The organism is Vibrio sp. E150_011 (assembly GCF_053544015.1).
Genome location: NZ_JBHFOL010000003.1, coordinates 146,811 through 171,036, shown reverse-complemented (window position 1 = coordinate 171,036; position 24,226 = coordinate 146,811). Strand labels below are relative to the sequence as shown.

The window sequence follows — 24,226 nt, the reverse complement described above, 5'->3', positions numbered from 1 at the left end:
AAAATCGCACTATATGTTAAATGTATTATTCATGGAATTTTGATTCTTATAATAAAAAAAACCATTAAAAAGCATCAATTTACTGTCAGGACGACAGCACGTTCAAAGGGAGAAAGACCATGGCTCTTTATGACCCAAGTCTTGAAAAGGACAACTGCGGATTTGGCCTTATTGCTCACATGCAAGGTCAACCCAGCCACAAATTAGTACGAACGGCTATCTCAGCACTTGACCGAATGACACACCGAGGTGGCATCGCGGCGGATGGAAAAACTGGGGATGGCTGCGGCTTATTGCTACAGAAACCCGACAGCTATTTTCGACTACTTGGCCAAGAAAATCATTGGAATCTAGGGAAGCAGTACGCTGTCGGTATGCTGTTTCTCTCCAATGACCCGATTAAAGCACAAGCAACCAAAGACGTGATTGCTCAGGAGTTAGCTCAAGAAACACTGACGATCTCAGGATGGCGAGCCGTACCAATAAATCCAGCGGTCTTAGGCCCCATTGCGAACGATTCCCTACCCAACATCATGCAGGTCTTTATATCAGCACCAGCAGGATGGCGTGAACAAGATGTTGAACGTCGTTTATATATTGCTCGCAGGCGTATTGAAAAACGTACCAGTGATGACAGTGAATTCTACATCTGTAGCCTGTCCACCCAAGTGATCGTCTACAAAGGGCTGTGCATGCCTGCGGATCTTCCTCGCTTCTACCTCGATCTCGCCGATCTTCGCATGGAATCGGCGATCTGTTTGTTTCACCAGCGATTTTCCACCAATACTCAGCCCCGCTGGCCGCTGGCACAACCTTTCCGATATCTGGCGCACAATGGTGAGATCAATACTATTGAAGGCAACCGTCAATGGGCAAAAGCGAGAGCTTATAAATTTGCATCTCCCCTATTACCTGACTTACAAACCGCCGCGCCTTTTGTCAACGAAACGGGGTCGGACTCATCAAGTCTCGACAATATGCTTGACCTATTTTTATCTGGCGGTATGGACATATTTAGAGCCATGCGAATGCTAGTACCACCAGCATGGCAAAACCACCCAGATATGGACCCAGACCTTCGCGCCTTCTATGATTTCAATTCCAAACACATGGAGCCATGGGACGGACCGGCAGGTATCGTATTATCAGACGGTCGCTACGCGGCCTGTAATCTCGACCGCAATGGCTTGCGTCCTGCTCGCTATGTCATCACAAAAGATAACCTCATCACCCTAGCTTCAGAGGTGGGAATTTGGGATTACGCCCCAGATGAAGTGGTAGAAAAAGGTCGGGTCGGGCCAGGCGAATTGCTCGTCGTCGATACACAAGATGGTAAGCTTTGGCATTCAGAAGAGATCGATAACGACCTAAAAAGTCGCCACCCATATCGCGAATGGATGGACAACAACGTTCATAAATTAACACCGTTTTCTGAGCTACCTGATGAAGATATTGGTCAGAGAGACTTTGATGCAAACTTGTTGAGTACTTACCAAAAACAATTCGCCATGAGCAATGAAGAAACCGATCAAGTCCTTCGGGTACTCGGTGATATGGGTCAAGAAGCGGTAGGTTCAATGGGCGATGACACCCCAATGGCGGTATTATCATCCAAAGAAAGGCTGATCACTGACTACTTCCGGCAGAAATTTGCTCAGGTGACCAATCCGCCAATCGATCCGCTTCGAGAGAAACACGTCATGTCACTGGCCACCAGCGTCGGACAAGAGATGAACGTATTTTGCGAAACGGACGGGCACGCTTATCGTGTTGCTTTTGGTTCTCCCGTCTTGCTTCACTCTGATATGCAGCAACTGCTCCAACTCAGTGACCAGCATTATCAACATTCCGTACTCAACATCAACTTTGATCCGCAGCACTACGACCTTAAACAGGCATTACTCAATTTATGTGATCAGGCAGAAAAAGCCGTCAAAGAAGGCACGGTGTTATTAGTGCTTTCCGACCGAGCCCTAATCAAAGGCCACCTTCCAATACCGGCGGCTATGGCCGTTGGCGCTGTACAAACCCGCCTCATTGATGCCAACGTTCGCTGTGATGCCAATATTTTAGTTGAAACCGCCACCGCACGTGACCCACACCAATTCGCGGTACTACTTGGTTTTGGCGCAACGGCCATTTATCCGTATCTCGCGTATGAAGCACTTGGCAAGATGATCGATGATGGCGCACTCGATAAACCCTATCGCGTCGTGATGCAAAACTACCAGAATGGCATCAACAAAGGCCTATATAAGATTATGTCGAAGATGGGTATTTCAACGGTGGCGTCATATCGTTGTTCGCAGCTTTTCGAAGCCGTTGGGCTCCATAACGACATCGTTGACCTTTGTTTCAAGGGAGTAACTGCTCGTATTCAAGGCGCAAATTTTGACGATTTCCAACAAGATATCTTCAACTTATCTCGTAAAGCATGGACAAAGCGCAAACCCATTGAACAAGGTGGTTTACTTAAATATGTCCATGGTGGTGAATATCACGCCTATAACCCTGACGTTGTGAGCACGCTGCAGCACGCGGTAAAAACTGGTGATAATCAAGACTATCAATCATTTGCCAAACAAGTGAATGCTCGCCCCATCGCGATGCTGCGAGATTTAATGACGTTAAAATCCATCGCCACCCCACTCGCTTTGACTGCCGTTGAGCCCACCAGCGACCTATTCAAGCGTTTTGACTCTGCTGCAATGTCGATCGGCGCGTTAAGTCCCGAGGCTCACGAAGCACTTGCGATGGCGATGAACCAACTTGGAGGCTACTCCAACTCGGGAGAAGGCGGGGAAGATCCTCGTCGATTTGGCACGACTCGTAATTCTCGAATCAAACAAATTGCCTCTGGTCGGTTTGGTGTCACCCCCCACTACCTCACCAATGCCGATGTGCTGCAAATCAAAGTCGCACAAGGTGCTAAGCCCGGCGAAGGCGGTCAACTACCCGGCCATAAAGTCACCGCTGAAATAGCAAAATTACGCTATTCCGTGCAAGGCGTTACCTTGATTTCTCCGCCTCCTCACCATGACATCTATTCCATTGAAGATCTTGCGCAATTGATCTTCGATCTCAAGCAGGTCAATCCGCAAGCGCTCGTTTCCGTCAAACTGGTCTCAGAACCTGGGGTGGGCACGATTGCCACCGGCGTGGCTAAGGCTTATGCCGACCTCATCACTATTTCCGGTTATGACGGGGGAACGGCTGCGAGCCCACTAACTTCAGTTAAGTACGCAGGCAGCCCTTGGGAGCTAGGGCTTGCTGAAACCCAACAAGCCCTAGTCGTTAATGGCTTGCGGCACAAAATCCGCCTACAAGTAGATGGGGGCTTAAAAACCGGCCTTGACGTCGTCAAAGCGGCAATCTTGGGCGCAGAAAGCTTTGGTTTTGGTACCGCACCTATGGTCGCGATGGGGTGTAAATTTCTCCGGATTTGCCACCTCAATAACTGCGCGACAGGGGTGGCGACTCAAGATGAAACCCTGCGTAATGAGTATTTTAAGGGACTGCCAGAAATGGTTGTCCACTATTTCACAGGGTTAGCCGAAGAAGTGAGAGCACTGCTTGCACAGCTTGGCGTAGAAAAACTCACTGACCTGATTGGTCGAACGGACTTATTAGACGTCACAGAGGGGCTAACGGCCAAACAAAGTAAGCTTGATCTGTCTGGTATTCTAGACTCGCCTGTTTCTTCGCAACAACTGCCGTTGTATTGGACTCAGCCCAACCACCCGTTCGACAAGGCTGAACTGAATCGTCAAATTGTCGAAGATGCCCTTGATGCGGTTGAATCAAGGCAGTCATCGAGTTTCTACTACAACGTCCGCAATACTGACCGCTCGCTGGGCGCTAGACTTTCGGGCGAGATCGCTAAGCGTTATGGCAATCAGGGCATGGCCAGCTCCCCCATTGAACTTCATCTTGACGGAACCGCAGGCCAATCGCTTGGCGTTTGGAACGCCGGTGGGGTCGACATTTATCTCACTGGCGATGCCAATGATTATGTAGGGAAAGGCATGGCAGGAGGGAAAATTACGATAAAGCCTCACGTGGGTACCACATTTGTCTGTAATGAAGCCACCATCATCGGCAACACCTGCCTCTACGGAGCAACCGGTGGGAAACTGTTTGCAGCAGGGACCGCAGGTGAGCGCTTTGGCGTTCGAAATTCTGGCACCATTGCCGTCGTTGAAGGCGCTGGTGACAATGCCTGCGAATACATGACTGGGGGTATCGTCGCGATTTTAGGTGCGACAGGCGTTAACTTTGGCGCAGGCATGACTGGCGGGTTTGCCTATGTGCTCGATACCAATGAGGACTTTAATGGTCGAGTAAACACAGAATCTGTCGAGGCTTTAGCGCTGGCCGACTTGTATATCCATCAAGAGCACTTGCGTGGATTGATAGCAGAGCACCTTGAGGAAACCGGATCAGTGCATGCAGAAAATATATTGGCGAACTTTGATGAATGGATTCCGAAGTTCTACCTGATTAAACCGAAAGCGGCCGATTTGCGTACGCTGTTGGGTCACCAAAGCCGAAGCGCCGCCGAGCTGCGCGTTCAAGCCCAATAATGGCAAGGAGCTAGAATTATGAGCCAGAACGTCTATCAATTCATCGATGTGAGTCGTATCGACCCGGCAAAAAAACCGCTGAAAATCCGCAAGATTGAGTTCGTAGAGATATACGAACCGTTTACCAAGCAACAAGCCACGGCTCAGGCCGATCGCTGCCTTGACTGCGGTAATCCTTATTGTGAATGGAAATGCCCCGTACATAACTACATCCCTCAGTGGCTCAAGCTTGCCAATGAGGGGCGCATAATTGAAGCCGTCGAGCTCTCTCATCAAACCAACAGCCTACCCGAGGTATGTGGCCGAGTATGTCCTCAAGATCGCTTATGTGAGGGGGCTTGCACCTTAAATGACGATTTTGGTGCGGTCACCATCGGTAATGTCGAAAAGTTCATCACAGACAAAGCCTTCGAAATGGGTTGGAAACCAGACGTTTCTCATGTCGAATGGAGCGATAAAAAAGTCGCTATTATTGGTGCCGGCCCTGCAGGCCTTGCCGCTGCCGATGTGCTTGTTCGTAATGGTGTCAAACCTGTTGTCTTTGACCGTTACCCCGAGATTGGTGGTCTCCTCACCTTTGGTATCCCCTCCTTCAAATTAGAAAAAGACGTGATGCTCAATCGTCGCCGTATTTTCACTGATATGGGCGTAGAGTTTAGGCTCAACACCGATATTGGCAAAGACGTTGAGATGTCAGAGCTCGTTAGCGATTACGACGCCGTGTTCTTGGGAGTCGGTACTTACAAAAATATGAGAGCGGGTCTAGAAAACGAAGAGGCTCCTGGGGTTTATGATGCACTGCCATTCTTAGTATCCAATACCTACCGTGTTATGGGACTCCCTACGACAACACCATTTCTCGACATGAAAGGTAAAAAAGTCATTGTATTAGGCGGTGGTGATACGGCGATGGATTGTGTACGAACATCAATACGACAAGATGCCGATAGTGTCATTTGTGCCTACCGACGGGATGAGGCCAATATGCCTGGTTCAAGACGTGAGGTAAAAAATGCTAAAGAGGAAGGCGTTAGATTTAAGTTCAACCTGCAACCACTTGGTATTGAGCTTGATGGCAATGGTCACGTAGCGGGAATTAAAATGGTGAAAACCGCCTTGGGCGAGCCCGATGAAGCCGGCAGACGACGTCCAGAACCAGTGGCTGGTAGCGAACATACTTTAAAAGCGGACGCCGTCATCATGGCATTTGGTTTCCAACCTCATAAAATGAGCTGGCTAGCCCCCCATGGCGTTGAACTGGATAAATGGGGTCGAATTTGCGCGGCGTCGAAACAGATCTATCAATTCCAAACGTCAAACCCTAAGATTTTCGCCGGAGGAGACGCGGTGAGAGGTTCCGATTTAGTCGTTACCGCGATTGATGAGGGGCGAAAAGCGGCTGAAGGCATACTAGACTTCTTAGACATATAATACGTACGTTTCAAGCTTGGTAATATCAGGCTTTTTTATGGGGTAGTCATCATGAATAAAACCGTCAAAGCATCTGTACTCACCACAATAATTCTCTCGTTGACCGCATGCAGTTCGTCAACAACAAACATGGTAGATAGAACAGCGCAGCCTTGCGGTGACAGTCCTCGCTGCGTCTCTACGCAAGATTCTCGCGAAGAATTTAAGCTCGCACCATTCCCACTTGCTGATGATGTGAGCATCAATCAAATTGAATCGGTTGCTTTGAGTTTTCCACGCGCCACTGTGGCGGATAAAAAATCCGACTATTTACGAGTAGAATACCAATCCAAAGTGTTCGGTTATACCGATGATATGGAAGTGAAAATTCAGAATGGCGAGTTACTCGTTCGCTCTGAAGCACGCATTGGGTATTACGATTTCAAGGTAAACCGAGAACGTGTCGAACAGTTTCGTAGTAAGTTAATTGAGACCGGGTTAGTTCTTACAAATCCTTGACCAAGCGTTGGGCAAACCTATCGAAGTTGCTATACTGCATGCCAATTATCTATCCAACTTAGAGAGTCACCATGAAAATTGGCATTATTGGCGCAATGGAACAAGAAGTGTCCATTTTAAAATCAGCTTTGACTAACCTTGAGCAACAGATTAAAGGCGGCTGTACGTTCTACACTGGCCAACTAGACGGTGCGGATATTGTGCTGCTTCAATCAGGTATTGGTAAAGTGGCTGCGGCCGTCGGTACGACTATTCTTCTTAGCGATTACCAAGTTGATGTTGTGATTAATACCGGTTCAGCCGGTGGCTTTGAGTCCTCTCTTAACCATGGTGACGTCGTTATCTCAACAGAAGTTCGTCACCATGATGCTGACGTGACTGCATTCGGCTATGAGATTGGTCAAATGGCAGGTCAACCAGCGGCATTCACCGCTGATGAGAAGCTCATGAACGTCGCTGAACAAGCGCTAAAGCAAATGGAAGGACAACACGCCGTGCGTGGTCTTATCTGTACTGGTGATGAATTTGTTTGTCGCCCAGAGCGTCAAGCCGTGATTCGCAATAACTTCCCTGGTGTTATCGCCGTTGAGATGGAAGCATCGGCTATCGCACAGACTTGCCACCAGTTTGATACCCCATTTGTCGTGGTTCGTGCCATCTCAGATATCGCAGACAAAGAATCACCAATGAGTTTTGAAGAGTTCCTGCCACTTGCAGCAAAAAGCTCCTCTGAAATGGTCATCAACATGGTGAGCCTGCTTAAATAAGCGATAACTCAATTAAGCGCTAACCTAGGTAACAACCACTTAAGTAAATCATCACTTGAGTAAAGCATGCCTAGGTAAACCACCTCTTAGATCAACATCGTTTTGGAAAGCCATAATATGGCCCCAAAACGACGTTAGGATAGTCTTTAACAAGGATTTGTTCATGAGCTCTTTTTTTGAGAGTTTCTATGCTAATGGGGCGCTCCTCGTCATGTGGGGCGCGCTTGGTTTTCATCTGTTGTTACCCATACCTAAAAGTGCACATCCCGTTTATTATTGGCAACGCCTAGCGCACCTGATAGCCAACAAAGTGAACCCTCCCAACGTCGCCCCATCTCAACAAATGTTGTCCGGCGTACTCGCTCTGGCATTGTTTATTGTTCCCGCAATTGCGGTATTAATCGCCATGCAGTCACTGGCGTGGCAGGCCCAGTTTTATCAACTAGCGCTGCTATTACTCGCACTCGACTGGCGAACCAATGAGACCTTGGCACAGCAACTTATCCAAACCTTGTCACACGAAGATAAAGTCCGTGCGCGTCTCATATTACAAGACAATGTCAATAGAGATACCTCATCGTTGTCCTTACTCGGTTTAGGGAAGGCATCAGCAGAAACCCTGATTTTAGGGTATTCAAGACGTGTTATCGGGGTTCTTTTTTGGTACGGAATACTAGGAGGCGTTGGCGCACTGCTTTACCGCTTAATGATGGAATTGGCTCGCACCTGGAGTCCAAGTAAACCCCATTACCAAGTATTCGGAAAACCCGCGGTTACGGTATTTTTGGTGCTCGATATATTGCCGCAAAAATTATTTTCTCTTTTAATTATGGTCGGCACCTCAAGACAACTGATTGCGGCGACTATCGAACAAAGTAGAACCTGGCACAACACCGTAACCAACTGGTTACTCTGTGGGTATGCGAATAAGTTTGGCTTAGCACTAGGAGGGCCTGCTATGTACGGTACAACAAAGTATCAACGCGCCCGTATTGGTGGCAAAGTCGCCCCTGCTGCTTATCACCTAGCCCAACTACAAAAAGATATCGCTTGGCGTATCTGCGCTTGGATAATGATTCAAAGCAGTATCATGTTCATCATTTATCAAGGATTTTAGTTAATGAAACGACTGTTGTTGTCATTGGTCATTTTCAGCATCACATCACCAGCCTGGGCTGTCGCTCAGCGAGTCATTAGCCTTGCTCCCCACGCCACTGAACTGGCTTACGCGGCAGGATTAGGTGACCAACTCATTGCGGTTAGCGAGTACAGTGATTACCCCAAAGAAGCGAAAGATCTAGAACGTGTTGCCAATTACCAAGGCATAAAATTGGAGCGTATTGTCGCCCTAGAACCGGACCTCATTCTCGCATGGCCTGCCGGTAACCCAGCGCGTGAACTTGATAAACTCAAACAGCTTGGTTTTAACCTCGTGTACTCAAAGACAAAGACACTAGAAAATATCGCTGATAATATTGAAGCGCTTAGTGTCTATGCTCGTGACCCAAGCATTGGCCAGCAAGCCGCTGATGACTTTCGCAAAAAATTGAAGCAGCTAAAGTCCAACAGCAACACCAATGAGCCTGTCAGCTACTTTTATCAACTAAGTGAAAAGCCAATCATTACCCTAGCGCAAGGCAGTTGGCCCAGTGAGGTTTTCAGTTTTTGTGGTGGAGAGAATATTTTCTCTCACAGCAAAGCCCCTTATCCTCAAGTCAGTCCAGAACAAGTTATTGTAAGACAGCCCGACGCTATTTTTAGCTCAGAGCATGCCATAAAAGATGGCGGAATGTGGCAGCAATGGTCATCTGAGTTACCCGCAGTAAAGCAACAACACATGTGGACGCTAACCTCTGATTGGCTCAACCGCCCTACACCACGCACATTGCTCGCGATTGAGCAGGTCTGCCATCATTTCGATACCATTCGAAAAAATCGCGGATAAATGACGAGTATCTGCCGATAAATACCTTAACAAAAGATATAGCGCGAATTTATAGAGGTTTTAAAGAAGATAAGGTGCGAATTGGTAATAATTGCCGTAAAATTGCCGCACTTTTTCCGTTCAATTCTTCAATGGGTATATAACCGTGGACTCCATGCTCTATTTCGTCGATTTATTCGGCACAATGGTATTTGCGATATCCGGAGTGATCCTCGCAGGAAGGCTAAGGATGGATCCTTTTGGCGTAATGGTATTAGGCAGTGTGACCGCGATTGGTGGCGGTACTATTCGTGATATGGCATTAGGCGCAACCCCTGTATTTTGGATCACAGATACGACCTACCTATGGGTGATTATTATCACCTGTTTATTGACGATGATGCTTGTCAGACATCCACGTCGCTTGCCATGGTGGGTATTGCCCGTTTCTGATGCCATTGGATTGGCTGTCTTTGTCGGTATTGGTGTCGAAAAAGCATTAAGCTATCAAGATTCGGCGCTTGTTGCGATTATAATGGGTGTCATTACTGGCTGCGGCGGCGGTATCATCCGTGATGTACTGGCCCGAGAGATCCCAATGGTGCTGCGTAGAGAAGTCTATGCGACAGCCTGTATTATTGGTGGCGTATTTTACACCACAACATTGATGTTAGGTGCGACGCCAGAAAGTGCCTTTTTAAGTTGCGTTATCACGACACTTATCATTCGACTAGGCGCGATTCGCTGGCAGCTTTCACTGCCCACGTTCGCACTGGACAAATAACCCTCCGGCTACTCAGGATGTCAGAGATATCGATTCTCTGACATTCCCACTTCAAATTCTCCTGCAGCTTTAGTATGTTGAATACTCACCGTATTGTGATTATGTCATTACGGTCAGGTAGATTCATTCGAGGTAAGGAGGTCTCATGGCTATCACATTCGATCAGGTCCATTTTCATCATACACAAACACTGAATATCCCATCTTGGCAGCTTTTAGAAGGCCAGCATTGGGGCGTTTTTGAGACCGAAGGTAACGTCGGCGCCTTGATTGGCGATCTATTGTGCAATGAAATTCAGTTGGATTCAGGTTGTCTCGATACCTATACCGATAAAATTGCACAAGTCTCCCTGACCGAACAACAGCGCTTGCTTGAGCTTGAGCATGCGAATGATGATACCGACTTTATGGATCGAATCGATTACGGTCGCACCGTCGAGCAATTGGTTTCGGAGCAATGTGATAACCCAGCGATTGTTCAGCAGTTGATGCAAGAGTTAGACTTACTCCACCTAAAAGAGCGAGGATTCAAACAGCTTTCGACAGGCGAAACTCGCCGCGTCATGCTGGCTCGAGCCCTATCCACCTCCCCCCAAGTATTGATTCTCGATGAACCCTTTGTTGGTCTCGACCAATTGCATCGTAAAATGCTCACTGGGTACCTTCACGACCTTGCTACTTATATACAGCTCATCATCGTGACTTCTCGAGAGGACGAGATCCCAGCTTGGGTCAATCATGTTGCATTATTTGAAAAAGGCACCTTAAAAGAACAGCTCACCTATCAGCAATGGATTAGCCATCCAGTTATCGCGCAGTTATTGTCACAGTCGGCACAACAAAGCGAGCAATGGCTGACCTTAATACGTAAGCATCAACACGCCCCTAAATTTAGTGACCCACTCGTTCGAATTACCGATGGCTGCGTGGAGTATGTCGACCAAAAAATATTTTCCGATGTGAACTGGCAAATATGCCATGGCGAACATTGGCAGGTTCGCGGCCCAAACGGCTGTGGAAAAAGCACCTTACTCGGGCTGATATTTGGGGATCATCCACAATGCTATAGCAACGATATTCATATTTATGATATGAAACGAGGCAGCGGAGAAACCGTCTGGGACATCAAGCAACACACGGGAATGGTCTCATCCGCGCTGCACCTTCAATACCGTGTCAGTTGCAACGCACTTGACGTCCTTCTTTCTGGCTTTTTTGATTCCATTGGGTTGTACGACAAACCCACCAAAAAACAGATCGATACTGCCAAAGAATGGCTAACGCTACTGCACATGAATGAACTGGCTCGTTGCTCATTTAAGTCGCTTGAATACAGTCAACAACGCCTGTTATTGATCGCTAGGGCGATCATAAAACAACCCACCATTCTGATTCTTGATGAACCCTACCAAGGACTTGATTATCTGGGGCGAAAGTTAGTCATGAATGCGCTCAATATGATCGCTAAAGAAAACCTGAGCCAACTCTTGTATGTCTCACATTATGTAGAAGATGAACTCGATAGCATTCAACACTTTGTTGATTTTGTTCCAAATGCTGATGACGATGGATATCAGATAAAAATCACTCAGCCGAGAAAACTAAATGAAGGCTAATATTGTCATTGTCTATTTTTCTCAAATTTTTTTGCCAGAAGCTAGCGGGAAAAATAGACAATAATATGACCAAAGACGTTATTGGGTTCAAATACCGTCAATGAGAGTGACCGACCAACGATGTATGGCTTTGGTCGGTAATTTGCAGGCTATCTTTTGGTTCTAAGGCCACAAATTCATGCTAGCATAGTTGTATCTATTCCTACTTTTCATCGATTATTATGTTGCTTGAAGGCATTGATACACTACTCGTTTTATCACAAGAAAAGACCATGAGCCGAACGGGTAGTCGCCTGTATATTGGGCAGTCAGCGGTAAGCAAACGGATTGCGAATCTTGAGAAGCGGCTGGGAAAAAAGTTAATTGAGCCCGACGGCAGGCAGATAAAGCTCACGCCTGATGCACTCGCGTTAATTGAGCGCATAGGATCAAGCGTGAATGAATTAAAGGGCCTGATATCAGAAGAACAAACACTCAGTGACCAGACCTTAATTCGTCTCGATTGCTCTGAGACACTAGTGGCTGGTTACCTCAGTGAGTTTATTGTGCCGCTATTAAACCAAGACCCTTATCTCACGATCACGACCAATCATACGCCTCGAATCATAGAACACGTTAGCTCAGGTGACGCGATGATTGGACTTTGCGCAGGCCACCTAAGTGCAAAGCTCAGCTTACAAGCCACACACCTCTTCGATGAGCCGTTCAAAATTGTCAGTCAAACTCCACTCATCCATGCACCACGCACCTTGATCACCAATGATCTCAACAACCCTGCCAACACTTATCAAGCAGCGTTGCTTCAGCAATCAAAGATTGAGCCCGCCATGCAGATGGACTCGTACACCGCTGCCGCACAACTGGCCATCAAAGGGGCGGGGGCGGCGCTGGTGCCTATGTCGATAATAAAAACGCTTCATATTGATGAAGCGCTGTGCTTTGACTTTGATTTTTTATCCGCATTAACTCGCCCGATTCACGTCATCTACCGTTCGTCGACACTAAAAATTCATCGCGCTAAAACAGTGATTGAAACCATTGAGGATGCTGTTCCAAGAGTAGCTTTATCGCCATCACCATTGACATGATAACCACCAACGGGCGAATAAACTTCTTGCCCTTCGTGACCACCATTTTCGCGCCCATTCGAGCACCAATGAAGCCTCCTACAGCCATCACTAGACCGATTTCCCACACCGGAAGGCCAGCAAAAATAAAGAACAACAATGCGGCAATGTTTGAGGTAAAGTTAAGAACCTTGGTTCGCGCTGTCGCATGCACAATCGAAAGCTGAGCGATCGCGACAAAGCAAATCGTAAAAATAGAGCCCGTTCCAGGGCCAAAGAAACCATCATAAAACCCGACACCGGTCCCGACAGAAAAAGCAAACATAGTCTCAGACAATTTTGGTTTTCCACCGCCCTCTCCAGCCTGAGGAGCAAGCAGAAAGTACAGCGAGATACCAAGTAGCAACACAGGAATAAGGCTCGTCAATATACCCGCATCAATATGCTGAACCAGCTCCGCACCAACCGCAGACCCAATAAAAGTACATGCGATCGCCAGGCGCATTTCTTTGATATCAACAATGCCGTTTCGAACGAAGTACCACGTGGCTGAAAAGCTACCGAATGAGCTTTGCAGTTTATTGGTAGCCAGTGCTTGAGTCGGGGGCACCCCAACTGATAATAAGGCCGGTAATGTTAAGAGTCCGCCGCCTCCCGCCATTGCATCAATAAAACCCGCTAGGCCGGCAACAAAGAACAACATCATCAATATGTCGAAAGTAACGTCCATGAACTCCACTCATTAGCATTAAATTGAACAAAATTGTACGTCATCAAACCACGAATAAAAGCGAAACGATGGATGATAACCTATTCCACATAGGAAACAGTTAGCGATCACCTTACCTGTGTTGTCTCTTACTGATTTAACAAACAAAAAAAATCCCGCTCGAGAGCGGGATTTTTTAAACTAGAGCTCAGCGATAACTAAAGCTTGGCTATTCATTAGAACCTAGTTATTCATTAGAACTTAGCTATTAACTGGTGCTTGGTGACCTTAAGCTTTCGCTGCGTTCACTTGAGCATGCAGCTCTTGAACTGAGGTCACTGATGTTTTCGCATCAGCCGTGTGAGCCATACACGTTGCAAACGCTGCATTTAGCGTTGTGGTGTAGTTCACTTTCTCAGCCAAAGCGCCGCGACGAAGGACTTTTGAATCTTCAATCGCTTGACGACCAGCCGCCGTGTTCACAATGTAGGTGTACTCATTATTCTTGATACGGTCAAGAATGTGAGGACGACCTTCGTGTACTTTGTTTACTAGACGTGGGTTGATACCCGCTTCGCCTAGAATCACTGCCGTACCGTGAGTGGCATCCAACTGGTAACCTAGTTTCGTTAGCTTAGAAGCAAGGTCAACCACGCGTTCTTTATCGCCTTCACGAACAGAAAGCAGTGCACGACCACCTTCAGGGTAGATGTGACCACAACCCAATTCAGCTTTTGAGTAAGCTTCAGCAAATGTTGCCCCAACACCCATAACTTCACCAGTAGAGCGCATTTCTGGGCCTAACAGTGGGTCAACACCAGGGAACTTGTTGAATGGAAGTACAACTTCTTTCACTGAGTAGTATGGCGGAATGATCTCTTTAGTGAAGCCTTGAGACTCTAGAGATTGACCCGCCATGACACGTGCCGCAATCTTAGCGATTGGTGCGCCTGTTGCTTTCGATACAAACGGAACCGTACGCGCTGCACGAGGGTTTACCTCGATGAGGTACACTTCGTTGTTCTTAACAGCAAACTGCGTATTCATCAGGCCACGAACACCTAACTCAAATGCTAGCTTTTCAACTTGCTCGCGCATGACGTCTTGGATTTCTTGGCTTAGCGTGTATGCAGGAAGAGAACATGCTGAGTCACCTGAGTGAACACCCGCTTGCTCAATGTGCTCCATGATACCGCCGATAACAACACGCTCACCATCACAAATCGCATCAACGTCCACTTCAATCGCGTCATCTAAGAAGCTATCAAGTAGTACTGGAGATTCGTTTGATACGCTTACTGCTTCGTTGAAGTAGCGGCGTAAGTCTTGCTCATCGTATACGATTTCCATCGCACGACCACCAAGTACGTAAGAAGGACGTACAACCAATGGGAAGCCGATTTCGCGAGATTTCTCTACTGCTTGCTCCATTGTTGTTACTGTTGCGTTTTCTGGCTGAAGTAAGCCTAGACGGTCTACAGCAACTTGGAAACGCTCACGGTCTTCTGCACGGTCGATTGCGTCAGGGCTAGTACCGATGATTGGTACGCCAGCAGCTTCAAGAGCACGAGCCAGTTTCAGTGGTGTTTGACCACCGTACTGAACGATAACGCCTTTTGGCTTCTCAACGCGAGCGATTGCTAGTACGTCTTCCAGAGTTACTGGTTCGAAGTACAGACGGTCAGATGTATCGTAATCTGTAGAAACAGTCTCAGGGTTACAGTTAACCATGATTGTTTCGTAGCCATCTTCACGTAGTGCTAGTGATGCGTGTACACAACAGTAGTCAAATTCAATACCTTGGCCGATACGGTTTGGACCGCCGCCTAGAATCATGATCTTGTCTTTGTCTGTTGGGTTCGCTTCACACTCGTCATCGTAAGATGAGTACATGTAAGCCGTATCAGAGGAGAACTCAGCCGCACACGTATCTACACGCTTGTAAACTGGGTGGATATCGTATTGGTCACGCAGACGACGGATTTCGCTTTCTGCTACACCTAGAATCTTAGATAGGCGCGCATCTGCAAAACCTTTGCGCTTAAGCTTGTTTAGTTCGTCTTTGTTCAGACCAGCAAAGCCTTTCGCTTTAAGTTCTTGCTCTAGCTTAACGATATCTTCGATTTGAACGAGGAACCAACGGTCGATTTGCGTTAGGTTGAATACACCATCTACCGACATACCAGCACGGAATGCGTCAGCGATGTACCAAATACGCTCTGCGCCAGCTTCTTTCAGTTCGTGACGGATAGTCGTTAGAGCATCAGGTGCGTCTAGGTCTACCATTTCGTCAAAACCAGTCGCGCCAACTTCTAGGCCACGAAGTGCTTTTTGTAGAGATTCTTGTTGGTTACGGCCGATAGCCATAACTTCACCAACAGACTTCATTTGAGTCGTTAGACGGTCGTTAGCACCTGCAAATTTCTCGAAGTTAAAACGAGGAATCTTAGTGACTACGTAGTCGATTGTTGGTTCGAATGATGCTGGCGTTGCGCCGCCAGTGATGTCATTCATTAGCTCGTCTAGCGTGAAGCCAACAGCCAGTTTCGCTGCAATCTTAGCGATTGGGAAACCTGTTGCTTTAGATGCTAGTGCAGAAGAGCGAGATACACGTGGGTTCATCTCGATGATAACCATACGGCCATCTTTCGGGTTGATACCAAACTGTACGTTTGAACCACCTGTCTCAACACCAATCTCACGCAGTACTGCTAGAGATGCGTTACGCATTAGTTGGTATTCTTTGTCTGTCAGCGTTTGAGCTGGAGCCACAGTGATTGAGTCACCTGTGTGAATACCCATTGGGTCGAAGTTTTCAATCGCACATACGATGATGCAGTTGTCGTTTTTGTCACGAACCACTTCCATCTCGTACTCTTTCCAACCGATAAGTGATTCATCGATAAGAAGTTCGTTAGTTGGAGATAAGTCCAAACCACGACGACAGATTTCTTCAAATTCTTCTTTGTTGTAAGCAATACCGCCACCAGTACCACCCATCGTGAACGATGGACGAATGATACAAGGGAAGCCAACCATGTCTAAAACTTTGTAAGCTTCTTCCATCGTTTTCGCTGTATCAGCAGTTGGACACTCAAGGCCAATTGCTTTCATTGCTTTATCGAAGCGTGAACGGTCTTCTGCTTTATCGATAGCGTCAGCCGTTGCACCAATCATTTCAACACCGAACTCTTCAAGAACGCCGTGCTTTTCTAGGTCTAGAGCACAGTTCAATGCAGTTTGGCCACCCATAGTAGGTAGAACTGCATCAGGCTTCTCTTTAGCGATGATGTTACGCACCACTTCCCATTGGATAGGTTCGATGTAAGTTGCATCGGCCATATCTGGGTCAGTCATGATTGTCGCTGGGTTCGAGTTTACAAGAATAACTCGGTAACCTTCTTCGCGAAGCGCTTTACAAGCTTGAGCACCAGAGTAATCAAACTCACATGCTTGACCGATAACGATCGGGCCAGCACCTAGAATAAGAATACTTTTAATGTCAGTACGTTTTGGCATTGTCTACTACTCCGAATTACGCTGTGTGCTGTTTGATTAGTTCAATAAAGTGGTCGAATAACGGCGCTGCGTCTTCCGGACCTGGGCTTGCTTCAGGGTGACCTTGGAAGCTGAATGCTGGTTTGTCTGTACGGTGAATACCTTGTAGAGAACCATCAAATAGTGATTTGTGCGTTGCACGTAGTGTCTCTGGAAGGGTTTCTTCGTCAGCAGCAAAGCCGTGGTTTTGCGAAGTAATCATCACAACATCACGATCTAAATCTTTAACCGGGTGGTTTGCACCGTGGTGACCAAACTTCATCTTCACTGTCTTAGCGCCTGACGCAAGAGCAAGAATCTGGTGACCTAGACAGATACCGAAGATTGGTAAGCCTTTTTCTAGGAACACTTTTGTCGCTTCAATTGCGTAAGTACATGGTTCTGGGTCACCAGGGCCATTGGAAAGGAAAACACCGTCTGGGTTCAGAGCGAGTACTTCTTCAGCAGAAGTTTCAGCTGGAACAACCGTTAGGCGGCAGCCGCGGTCAACCAGCATTCGTAAGATGTTTCGTTTTGCACCGAAGTCATAAGCAACAACGTGGAATGGCAATTCACTGTCTGCTTTCGCCTCAGGAAGTCCACCTGTAAGCGTCCACGAACCTTGTTTCCATTGATACGCTTCTTTTGTTGTCACTTCCTTCGCAAGATCCATACCTTTAAGGCCAGGGAATTCTTTTGCTTTAGCAAGCGCTAGAGCCTCGTCGATGTTGTTACCCGCAACAACACAGCCATTCTGAGCACCTTTTTCACGTAGAATGCGCGTCAATTTACGAGTATCAATGTCCGCAATACCAACGATATTTTGCGACTTAAGATAATCAGAAAGAGACTGTTCATTACGGAAGTTAGAAGCAACGAGAGGGAGGTCGCGAATCACAAGGCCTTGTGCGTGGATAGCTGAAGATTCTTCATCTTCTGAGTTAGTTCCAGTGTTGCCAATGTGAGGATAGGTAAGAGTAACGATCTGTTGAGAATAGGATGGATCAGTGAGGATTTCTTGGTACCCCGTCATCGAGGTATTAAAAACAACTTCACCGACGGATAACCCGTCTGCTCCAATGGACGTACCGTGGAACATCGTCCCATCTTCTAGGACTAACAGTGCTGGTTTACTCAAGATAACCTCCAGAATAAAGATGCAAAAATTATAAATTAAATTTCAATGCTGACTCCCTCTTCAATGGCTAAAAGGACCATTAGGGTGTACAGACAAATTGGCGGTATTCTAATTATCACTGTGATGAGTGTCAACAATAAGATAAAAATAAAACTAAGTTTTATTGCATCTGAACTCGTTTACGCCTTAAACCCTCAAAAAAACACATTTTAAGAACGAAATTCAACCAGTTATCCAGAATCAATTGTTTTGAGTCTCACATTCACACAGGAAAGATATCAATATTTCACATATTGAAACGCAAACGTTAAGCATGCACAGTAAACGTATAAAAACGAGCATTAATGCCAATTACTTAACCCAAGACCCCATTATAACCACCTAAAACTGCAGAAGTGTTGATTTATTGCTCATTCTCATCACATTGTGATAATAATAGTTTTCAATAACACCGTCGAACCAAAGAAGCATAACTATGTAGTTTCACTCTTAGACGGCAATCAAAATAAAAACAAAAAAAAAGCACTCACAATGAGTGCTTTCTCGTTAAATTTGGTCTAAGCCGAGAACTTCCGTCATGGTATAGAAACCGGCAGGTTTGTCACCAAGCCAAACGGCCGCCTTCACGGCCCCATTTGCAAACGTCATTCGATCCGTGGCCTTGTGTGTAATCTCAACACGCTCACCAATATCAGCAAACATAGCGGTATGTTCACCAATAATATCGCCAGCTCGAATAGTGGCAAAGCCAATCTCGTCACGGGTACGCTCACCTGTAATACCTTCGCGGGCATAGACGGCTACATCGTTTAACTCGTTCCCCATAGCGCCAGCAATCGCTTCACCCATACCTATCGCAGTGCCTGATGGTGCATCGACTTTATGACGGTGATGTGCCTCAACAATTTCAACATCACAATAGTCTCCCATCACCTTCGCCGCTTTCTCAAGCAACTTAAAGACAAGGTTCACACCCACACTGTAGTTAGGGGCCATCACTAAAGGAACCAATTTTGAAGCTTCATCGATCTGGGCTTTCTCTTCTTCAGAAAAGCCTGTCGTACCGATAATCATCTTCTTACCATGCTGTTGGCATAGTGCGAGGTTTGCAAGGGTACTTTTTGGTGCAGTAAAATCGATAATGACATCAAAGCTATCGATCGACTTTGCTAAATCATCAACCAAGGCAACGTTAAATCGCCCTTCACCACATAATTCACCAACATCAACACCCACAAGGGACGACTCAGGCCTTTCTGAGCCAGCACCGACTGTGGCATATTCATTATGAAACGTTGCTTTTACTAAGTTACGGCCCATTCGGCCCGCTGCTCCTGCAATCGCAATTCTTACCATTGCGTTATTCTCCGTTGATTATTTGCTACCAATGTAACGTAAAGCATTTCCGCTCGCTAGGGGCTTGAGTTCGTTACGAGTATTTTTCGATCACTTTATTGAGTATCGGGATATTCGCGTCGGGAAAAGCGTAATCGTTAAGTGTTGCTATCTCAACCCATCGCCCCTGCTGCCCTTCCTTCCCAAATGGCTCACGATTAAAAGCGTTGATCTCAAAGAAATCAAACGCAAGTGACTTGTCAGCATAGTCATGCAACAAGTGTTCAAACAGCGCAATCTCGGTAACTTGGATATCAATCTCTTCGAACAATTCACGCTTTATTGCGGCTTCTGCACTTTCACTCGATTCAACTTTACCACCCGGAAATTCCCAAAACCCACCCTGATGAGCTTTATCTGGCCGTTTAGTAATATAGACCTCAGACTTATCAGTATTAAAAATAATACCCGCAACAATGTGTAGTCGTTTCATTAAGCTTCCTTTGCAAAAAGAGCCGCTAAAGCGGCTCTTTTTAATACATCATGATTTAGTTAATCTGACCATGGCATTGTTTATATTTCTTGCCAGAACCACAAGGACAAGGCTCGTTGCGGCCTACCTTTCGTTCATCACGAACAACAGGTTGCTGACCATCATCACTGCTCTCTTCATTAGGATCAGCGAGTTGGTTTTCAGCCGTCGCATGTTGCGGTTGAGCACGACGAGCGACCTCTTCCGCCTGAGCTTGACGCTGCGCTTCCATTTGCTCAACTTCTTCTTGCTGCTGAACTCGTACTTTAGACAAGATAGTCACGACATCGAGTTTTAGAGATTCAAGCAGCTCTTCGAACAACTCAAATGACTCGCGCTTATACTCTTGTTTCGGGTTTTTCTGAGCATAACCACGTAAATGGATACCTTGACGTAGGTGATCCATTGCAGCCAAATGCTCTTTCCAAAGCGTATCAAGCGTTTGCAACATGACAGATTTTTCGAAGTTACGCAGTACTGAAGCACCAACCGTTTCTTCTTTCTGGTTGTAAACCGATACCGCTGTCTCCAGAATCTTCTCTCGAAGTGCTTCTTCGTAAAGCTTATCGTCTTCTTCTAACCAAGTTTTAATTGGTAGATCTAAATCAAAGTCATTTTTCAGGCGCTCTTGAAGACCTTCAACATCCCACATATCTTCTAAAGACTGAGGTGCAATATATTCATCGATAACCGCGGTAAAGACATCTTGGCGATTATGCTCAAGCATTTCGCGAATGTCTTCAGCTGTCATCAACTCATCACGAAGTTCGTAAACCACTTTACGTTGGTCATTCGCAACGTCATCAAATTCAAGTAGCTGCTTACGAATATCGAAGTTACGGCCTTCTACTTTACGCTGGGCTTTTTCAATTGAGCGAGACAACATCTTACTCTCAATCGCTTCACCTTCGTCCATGCCACTTTGAATCAAACCAGCCATACGGTCTGACGTAAAGATACGGAGTAACTGATCTTCCATAGAAAGATAAAAACGCGAAGAACCCGCATCCCCTTGACGACCCGAACGACCACGCAGCTGGTTATCGATACGGCGAGATTCATGACGCTCAGTACCGATGATATGCAGACCACCTGACTCGAGAACTTTATCATGCACCACTCGCCACTCGGCTTTTATTGCATCAATTTGCTCTTGCGTTGGATTACTTAACGCTTCTGCCTGTACCTGCCAGCTACCACCAAGCACGATATCCGTACCACGGCCTGCCATGTTTGTTGCAATCGTAACCGCACCAGGCGTACCCGCTTCAGCGACAATTTCAGCTTCTCTTTCATGGAACTTAGCATTAAGGACGTTATGTTTTACTTTCGCCTCTTTCAATGCGTTAGATAATAACTCGGATTTCTCAATCGAAACTGTACCAACAAGAATAGGCTGGCCATTGGCCGCACGCTCTTTTATATCCTCAATGATCGCATTGAACTTTTCAGTTTCTGTACGATAGACGACATCTGGCATGTCATTACGAACCATTGGCTTATTGGTTGGAATAACAACGGTTTCTAAGCCGTAGATAGATTGAAACTCAAATGCTTCAGTATCGGCCGTACCTGTCATACCAGACAATTTTTCATACAAACGGAAAAAGTTCTGGAACGTGATCGAGGCTAGCGTTTGGTTTTCATTTTGAATTTTAACGCCTTCTTTTGCCTCTACAGCTTGATGAAGACCTTCTGACCAGCGACGGCCAGGCATTGTACGTCCAGTGTGCTCGTCGACAATAACGACCTCACCTTCTTCCGTCACAATGTAGTCTACGTTCACTTCAAACAACACATGTGCGCGTAAAGCCGCGTTCACATGGTGAAGTAAACTGATGTTAGTTGGAGAATACAACGTATCGCCTTCTACCATCATTTCATTTTTGATCAGTAGTTCTTCAACGAACTCCTGGCCAGTTTCGGTCAGGTGTACCTGTTTCGATTTTTCATCGACCGTATAGTGCCCGTCACCACGATACTCTTCAGAGTCTTCTTGATCTTGAACTTGAAGGTGTGGGATTAGCGTATTAATTTTGGTGTAAAGCTCTGAGCTATCTTCAGCAGGGCCAGAGATAATCAAAGGTGTACGAGCCTCATCGATAAGGATGGAATCCACTTCATCGACAACAGCAAAGAATCGAGCGCGCTGTACACGGTCTTCAACGCGGAAAGCCATGTTGTCACGTAAATAATCGAAACCAAATTCATTATTGGTCCCGTAAAGGATATCAGCTTGATATGCTTCTTTTTTCTCTTGCGGGTGCATGTTTGGGACGTTAACACCAACGGTCATACCCAAAAATTCAAACAAAGCTCGGTTTGTTTCGGCATCACGTTTCGCAAGATAATCGTTGACCGTAACGATGTGTACGCCTTTACCAGGCAAGGCATTGAGATAAGCAGGAAGTGTTGCCGTCAGTGTTTTACCTTCACCCGTTCGCATTTCTGCGATCTGGCCTGAATTCAACACCATGCCACCGATCAATTGAACGTCAAAGTGGCGCATACCGAATACGCGTTTAGATGCCTCACGAACGGTCGCAAAAGCTTCTGGCAAAATGTTATCGAGAGATTCGCCTTTATCCAGTCTCTCACGAAACTCAATAGTCTTAGCTTTTAGGTCATCATCATTGAGTGACTCAAATTGAGGCTCGTAGCTATTAATTTCTTTAACAATTTTTCTTAGTCGACGCAAAGTTCTGTCGTTGCGACTACCAATGACCTTAGTCAGTAGCTTAGTAATCATTGTGTATTTTTTCTCTCTACTATTAGATCATTCCGACCTATTAAAATTGCCTTCCGTCTCGACTGAGGTCTATTGACCCAAGAGAGATAAAATCTATATAAGCTGATATTGCGTTCAAACTTCTAAATTTCAAGGCAGACTTACCAATTAATGGACATAGTGTAAGGAATTTTTGACCTAACAACCAAGTAACTAGGCAAACTTAACCAATTTTTTTGATGTATTTGGAAGTTTTTGCATATAACGTGTTTAAAAAAGTAAATTGTCGCTGAAATAACGCCAAGACGATATAGATGAAATGTTGTTAAAAACGCAATCTTATCATGCACCATGAGTCTTAATGCATGAGTAACTGATCACTATACTGTTTGAATATCTTATCGCGCGGCACGGCAAAGGGATCACATGGACCTGGCAATATGCCGCCGCCTCAGTGTCAATATTTGCGAAAACAATAAGGCTTAAGGTCATTGCTGTCGGACACTTCTCATGGACCCAAACGCAAAAAAGTCAGGCATAAGCCTGACTTTTTATTTAATTCTCTATTGGTTCTACGCAAGAACCATCGCTGGGTCAGCAAAAGCAACTGGAGAGCCAGCTTCTTCTTCAAACGTCGCCCATTCCCACGCTTCCTGATCGGCTAAAACTGCTCTCAGAAGTTGGTTATTGAGACCGTGGCCTGATTTGTATGCTGAGAACTCACCAACAATAGCATGTCCTGCCATATACAAATCACCGATGGCGTCTAGAACTTTATGTGTCACAAATTCGTTTTCAAAACGAAGACCTTCTTCATTAAGAATTCGGTATTCATCAAGAACGATCGCACAATTAAAGCTTCCACCTAAACATAGGTTCTGAGATTGAAGATATTCAATATCACGCATAAAACCAAAAGTACGAGCTCGCGAGATTTCTTTCACAAAGCCTTGAGAAGAAAAATCGAACTTCAGGCGTTGCTCATCAGAGTCTATTGCCGGGTGGTTAAACTCGATCTCAAAGTCCATACGGAAACCGTTATAAGGACGAAGCTCTGCCCATTTGTCGTCATCTTCAAAGCGCACAGGTTTCTTGATACGTATAAAACGCTTCGGAGCGTTTTGCACTTCAATACCCGCTTGCTGAAGTAGGTAAACAAACGGACTCGCACTGCCATCCATAATTGGGATTTCAGGTGCGTCAACTTCTACGATGATATTATCAACACCCATACCCGCTAGAGCAGCACTGAGGTGCTCCACGGTAGAGATACGAATACCTTCATCGTTAACCAGAGCGGTACATAGCACTGTATCACGCACTGATAATGGGTCTGCAGGGAAATCGACCGGCGGATTTATGTCTGTACGACGATAAATTATGCCAGTGTTAGCCGCAGCTGGGCGTAGAGTTAGTGTTACTTTACGGCCAGAGTGGAGTCCCACCCCCACTGTAGTCACTATTTCTTTCAGCGTACGTTGTTTGATCATCTGCAAACCTCTTTATCTACGTTACATATCACAGTTGATTATGTAAGCAACCGCGAATCCTACCAGAATTTTGAGCTATGTCAAATTC

General features: G+C 46.1%; 16 protein-coding genes. 9 read left to right on the top strand and 7 right to left on the bottom strand.

Features of this window, described 5'->3' with window-relative positions; all coding sequences use genetic code 11:
- The first annotated feature begins 119 nt into the window (after nt 1-119).
- From gltB to ACE1OE_RS06890, 9 genes are all read left to right on the top strand, one after another.
- Nucleotides 120-4,583: a glutamate synthase large subunit gene (gene gltB / locus ACE1OE_RS06930; RefSeq protein ID WP_449210558.1), complete on the top strand. Its 4,464-nt coding sequence runs from the start codon at nt 120-122 to the stop codon at nt 4,581-4,583.
- An 18-nt stretch (nt 4,584-4,601) separates the two neighbouring features.
- Nucleotides 4,602-6,014, top strand: coding sequence for an FAD-dependent oxidoreductase (locus ACE1OE_RS06925; protein ID WP_449210557.1), 1,413 nt, complete (start codon nt 4,602-4,604; stop codon nt 6,012-6,014).
- A 51-nt stretch (nt 6,015-6,065) separates the two neighbouring features.
- Nucleotides 6,066-6,512, top strand: coding sequence for a DUF1499 domain-containing protein (locus ACE1OE_RS06920; RefSeq protein WP_449210556.1), 447 nt, complete (start codon nt 6,066-6,068; stop codon nt 6,510-6,512).
- A gap of 71 nt (nt 6,513-6,583) precedes the next feature.
- Nucleotides 6,584-7,279: a 5'-methylthioadenosine/S-adenosylhomocysteine nucleosidase gene (gene mtnN, locus ACE1OE_RS06915; protein ID WP_372059234.1), complete on the top strand. Its 696-nt coding sequence runs from the start codon at nt 6,584-6,586 to the stop codon at nt 7,277-7,279.
- Between the two features lie 163 nt (nt 7,280-7,442).
- The gene (locus ACE1OE_RS06910) at nt 7,443-8,396 is read left to right on the top strand and encodes a cobalamin biosynthesis family protein (protein WP_449210555.1); all 954 of its coding nucleotides are present in this window, start codon (nt 7,443-7,445) and stop codon (nt 8,394-8,396) included.
- Between the two features lie 3 nt (nt 8,397-8,399).
- A complete protein-coding gene (gene btuF, locus ACE1OE_RS06905) occupies nt 8,400-9,224 on the top strand; it encodes a vitamin B12 ABC transporter substrate-binding protein BtuF (protein ID WP_449210554.1) in 825 nt (274 codons plus the stop codon).
- 145 nt (nt 9,225-9,369) lie between these two features.
- Nucleotides 9,370-9,987, top strand: coding sequence for a TRIC cation channel family protein (locus ACE1OE_RS06900; protein WP_102468350.1), 618 nt, complete (start codon nt 9,370-9,372; stop codon nt 9,985-9,987).
- 145 nt (nt 9,988-10,132) lie between these two features.
- A complete protein-coding gene (locus tag ACE1OE_RS06895; protein WP_449210553.1) occupies nt 10,133-11,602 on the top strand; it encodes an ATP-binding cassette domain-containing protein in 1,470 nt (489 codons plus the stop codon).
- Between the two features lie 221 nt (nt 11,603-11,823).
- Entirely contained in the window at nt 11,824-12,690 is an 867-nt protein-coding gene (locus tag ACE1OE_RS06890) for a LysR family transcriptional regulator (protein ID WP_449210552.1), read from the top strand.
- Here ACE1OE_RS06890 and ACE1OE_RS06885 read toward each other — a convergent pair.
- The 7 genes from ACE1OE_RS06885 to lpxC all read right to left on the bottom strand — a co-directional run bounded on the left by ACE1OE_RS06885 (nt 12,620) and on the right by lpxC (nt 24,138).
- Nucleotides 12,620-13,399 (bottom strand): TSUP family transporter, encoded by a 780-nt coding sequence (locus tag ACE1OE_RS06885; RefSeq protein ID WP_449210551.1) that lies wholly within the window; start codon nt 13,397-13,399, stop codon nt 12,620-12,622. The genes ACE1OE_RS06890 and ACE1OE_RS06885 overlap by 71 nt on opposite strands.
- A gap of 267 nt (nt 13,400-13,666) precedes the next feature.
- Entirely contained in the window at nt 13,667-16,897 is a 3,231-nt protein-coding gene (gene carB / locus ACE1OE_RS06880) for a carbamoyl-phosphate synthase large subunit (RefSeq protein WP_449210550.1), read from the bottom strand.
- A gap of 16 nt (nt 16,898-16,913) precedes the next feature.
- The gene (gene carA / locus ACE1OE_RS06875) at nt 16,914-18,053 is read right to left on the bottom strand and encodes a glutamine-hydrolyzing carbamoyl-phosphate synthase small subunit (protein ID WP_372059229.1); all 1,140 of its coding nucleotides are present in this window, start codon (nt 18,051-18,053) and stop codon (nt 16,914-16,916) included.
- A gap of 546 nt (nt 18,054-18,599) precedes the next feature.
- Complete coding sequence (gene dapB, locus ACE1OE_RS06870; RefSeq protein ID WP_102468344.1) at nt 18,600-19,409, bottom strand: 4-hydroxy-tetrahydrodipicolinate reductase; 810 nt, start codon at nt 19,407-19,409, stop codon at nt 18,600-18,602.
- 73 nt (nt 19,410-19,482) lie between these two features.
- Nucleotides 19,483-19,881, bottom strand: coding sequence for an 8-oxo-dGTP diphosphatase MutT (gene mutT, locus ACE1OE_RS06865; protein WP_449210549.1), 399 nt, complete (start codon nt 19,879-19,881; stop codon nt 19,483-19,485).
- A 55-nt stretch (nt 19,882-19,936) separates the two neighbouring features.
- Nucleotides 19,937-22,669, bottom strand: a complete 2,733-nt coding sequence (gene secA / locus ACE1OE_RS06860) for a preprotein translocase subunit SecA (RefSeq protein ID WP_449210548.1) — start codon at nt 22,667-22,669, stop codon at nt 19,937-19,939.
- A 551-nt stretch (nt 22,670-23,220) separates the two neighbouring features.
- Entirely contained in the window at nt 23,221-24,138 is a 918-nt protein-coding gene (lpxC, locus tag ACE1OE_RS06855; protein WP_102468341.1) for a UDP-3-O-acyl-N-acetylglucosamine deacetylase, read from the bottom strand.
- Nucleotides 24,139-24,226 lie beyond the last annotated feature (88 nt).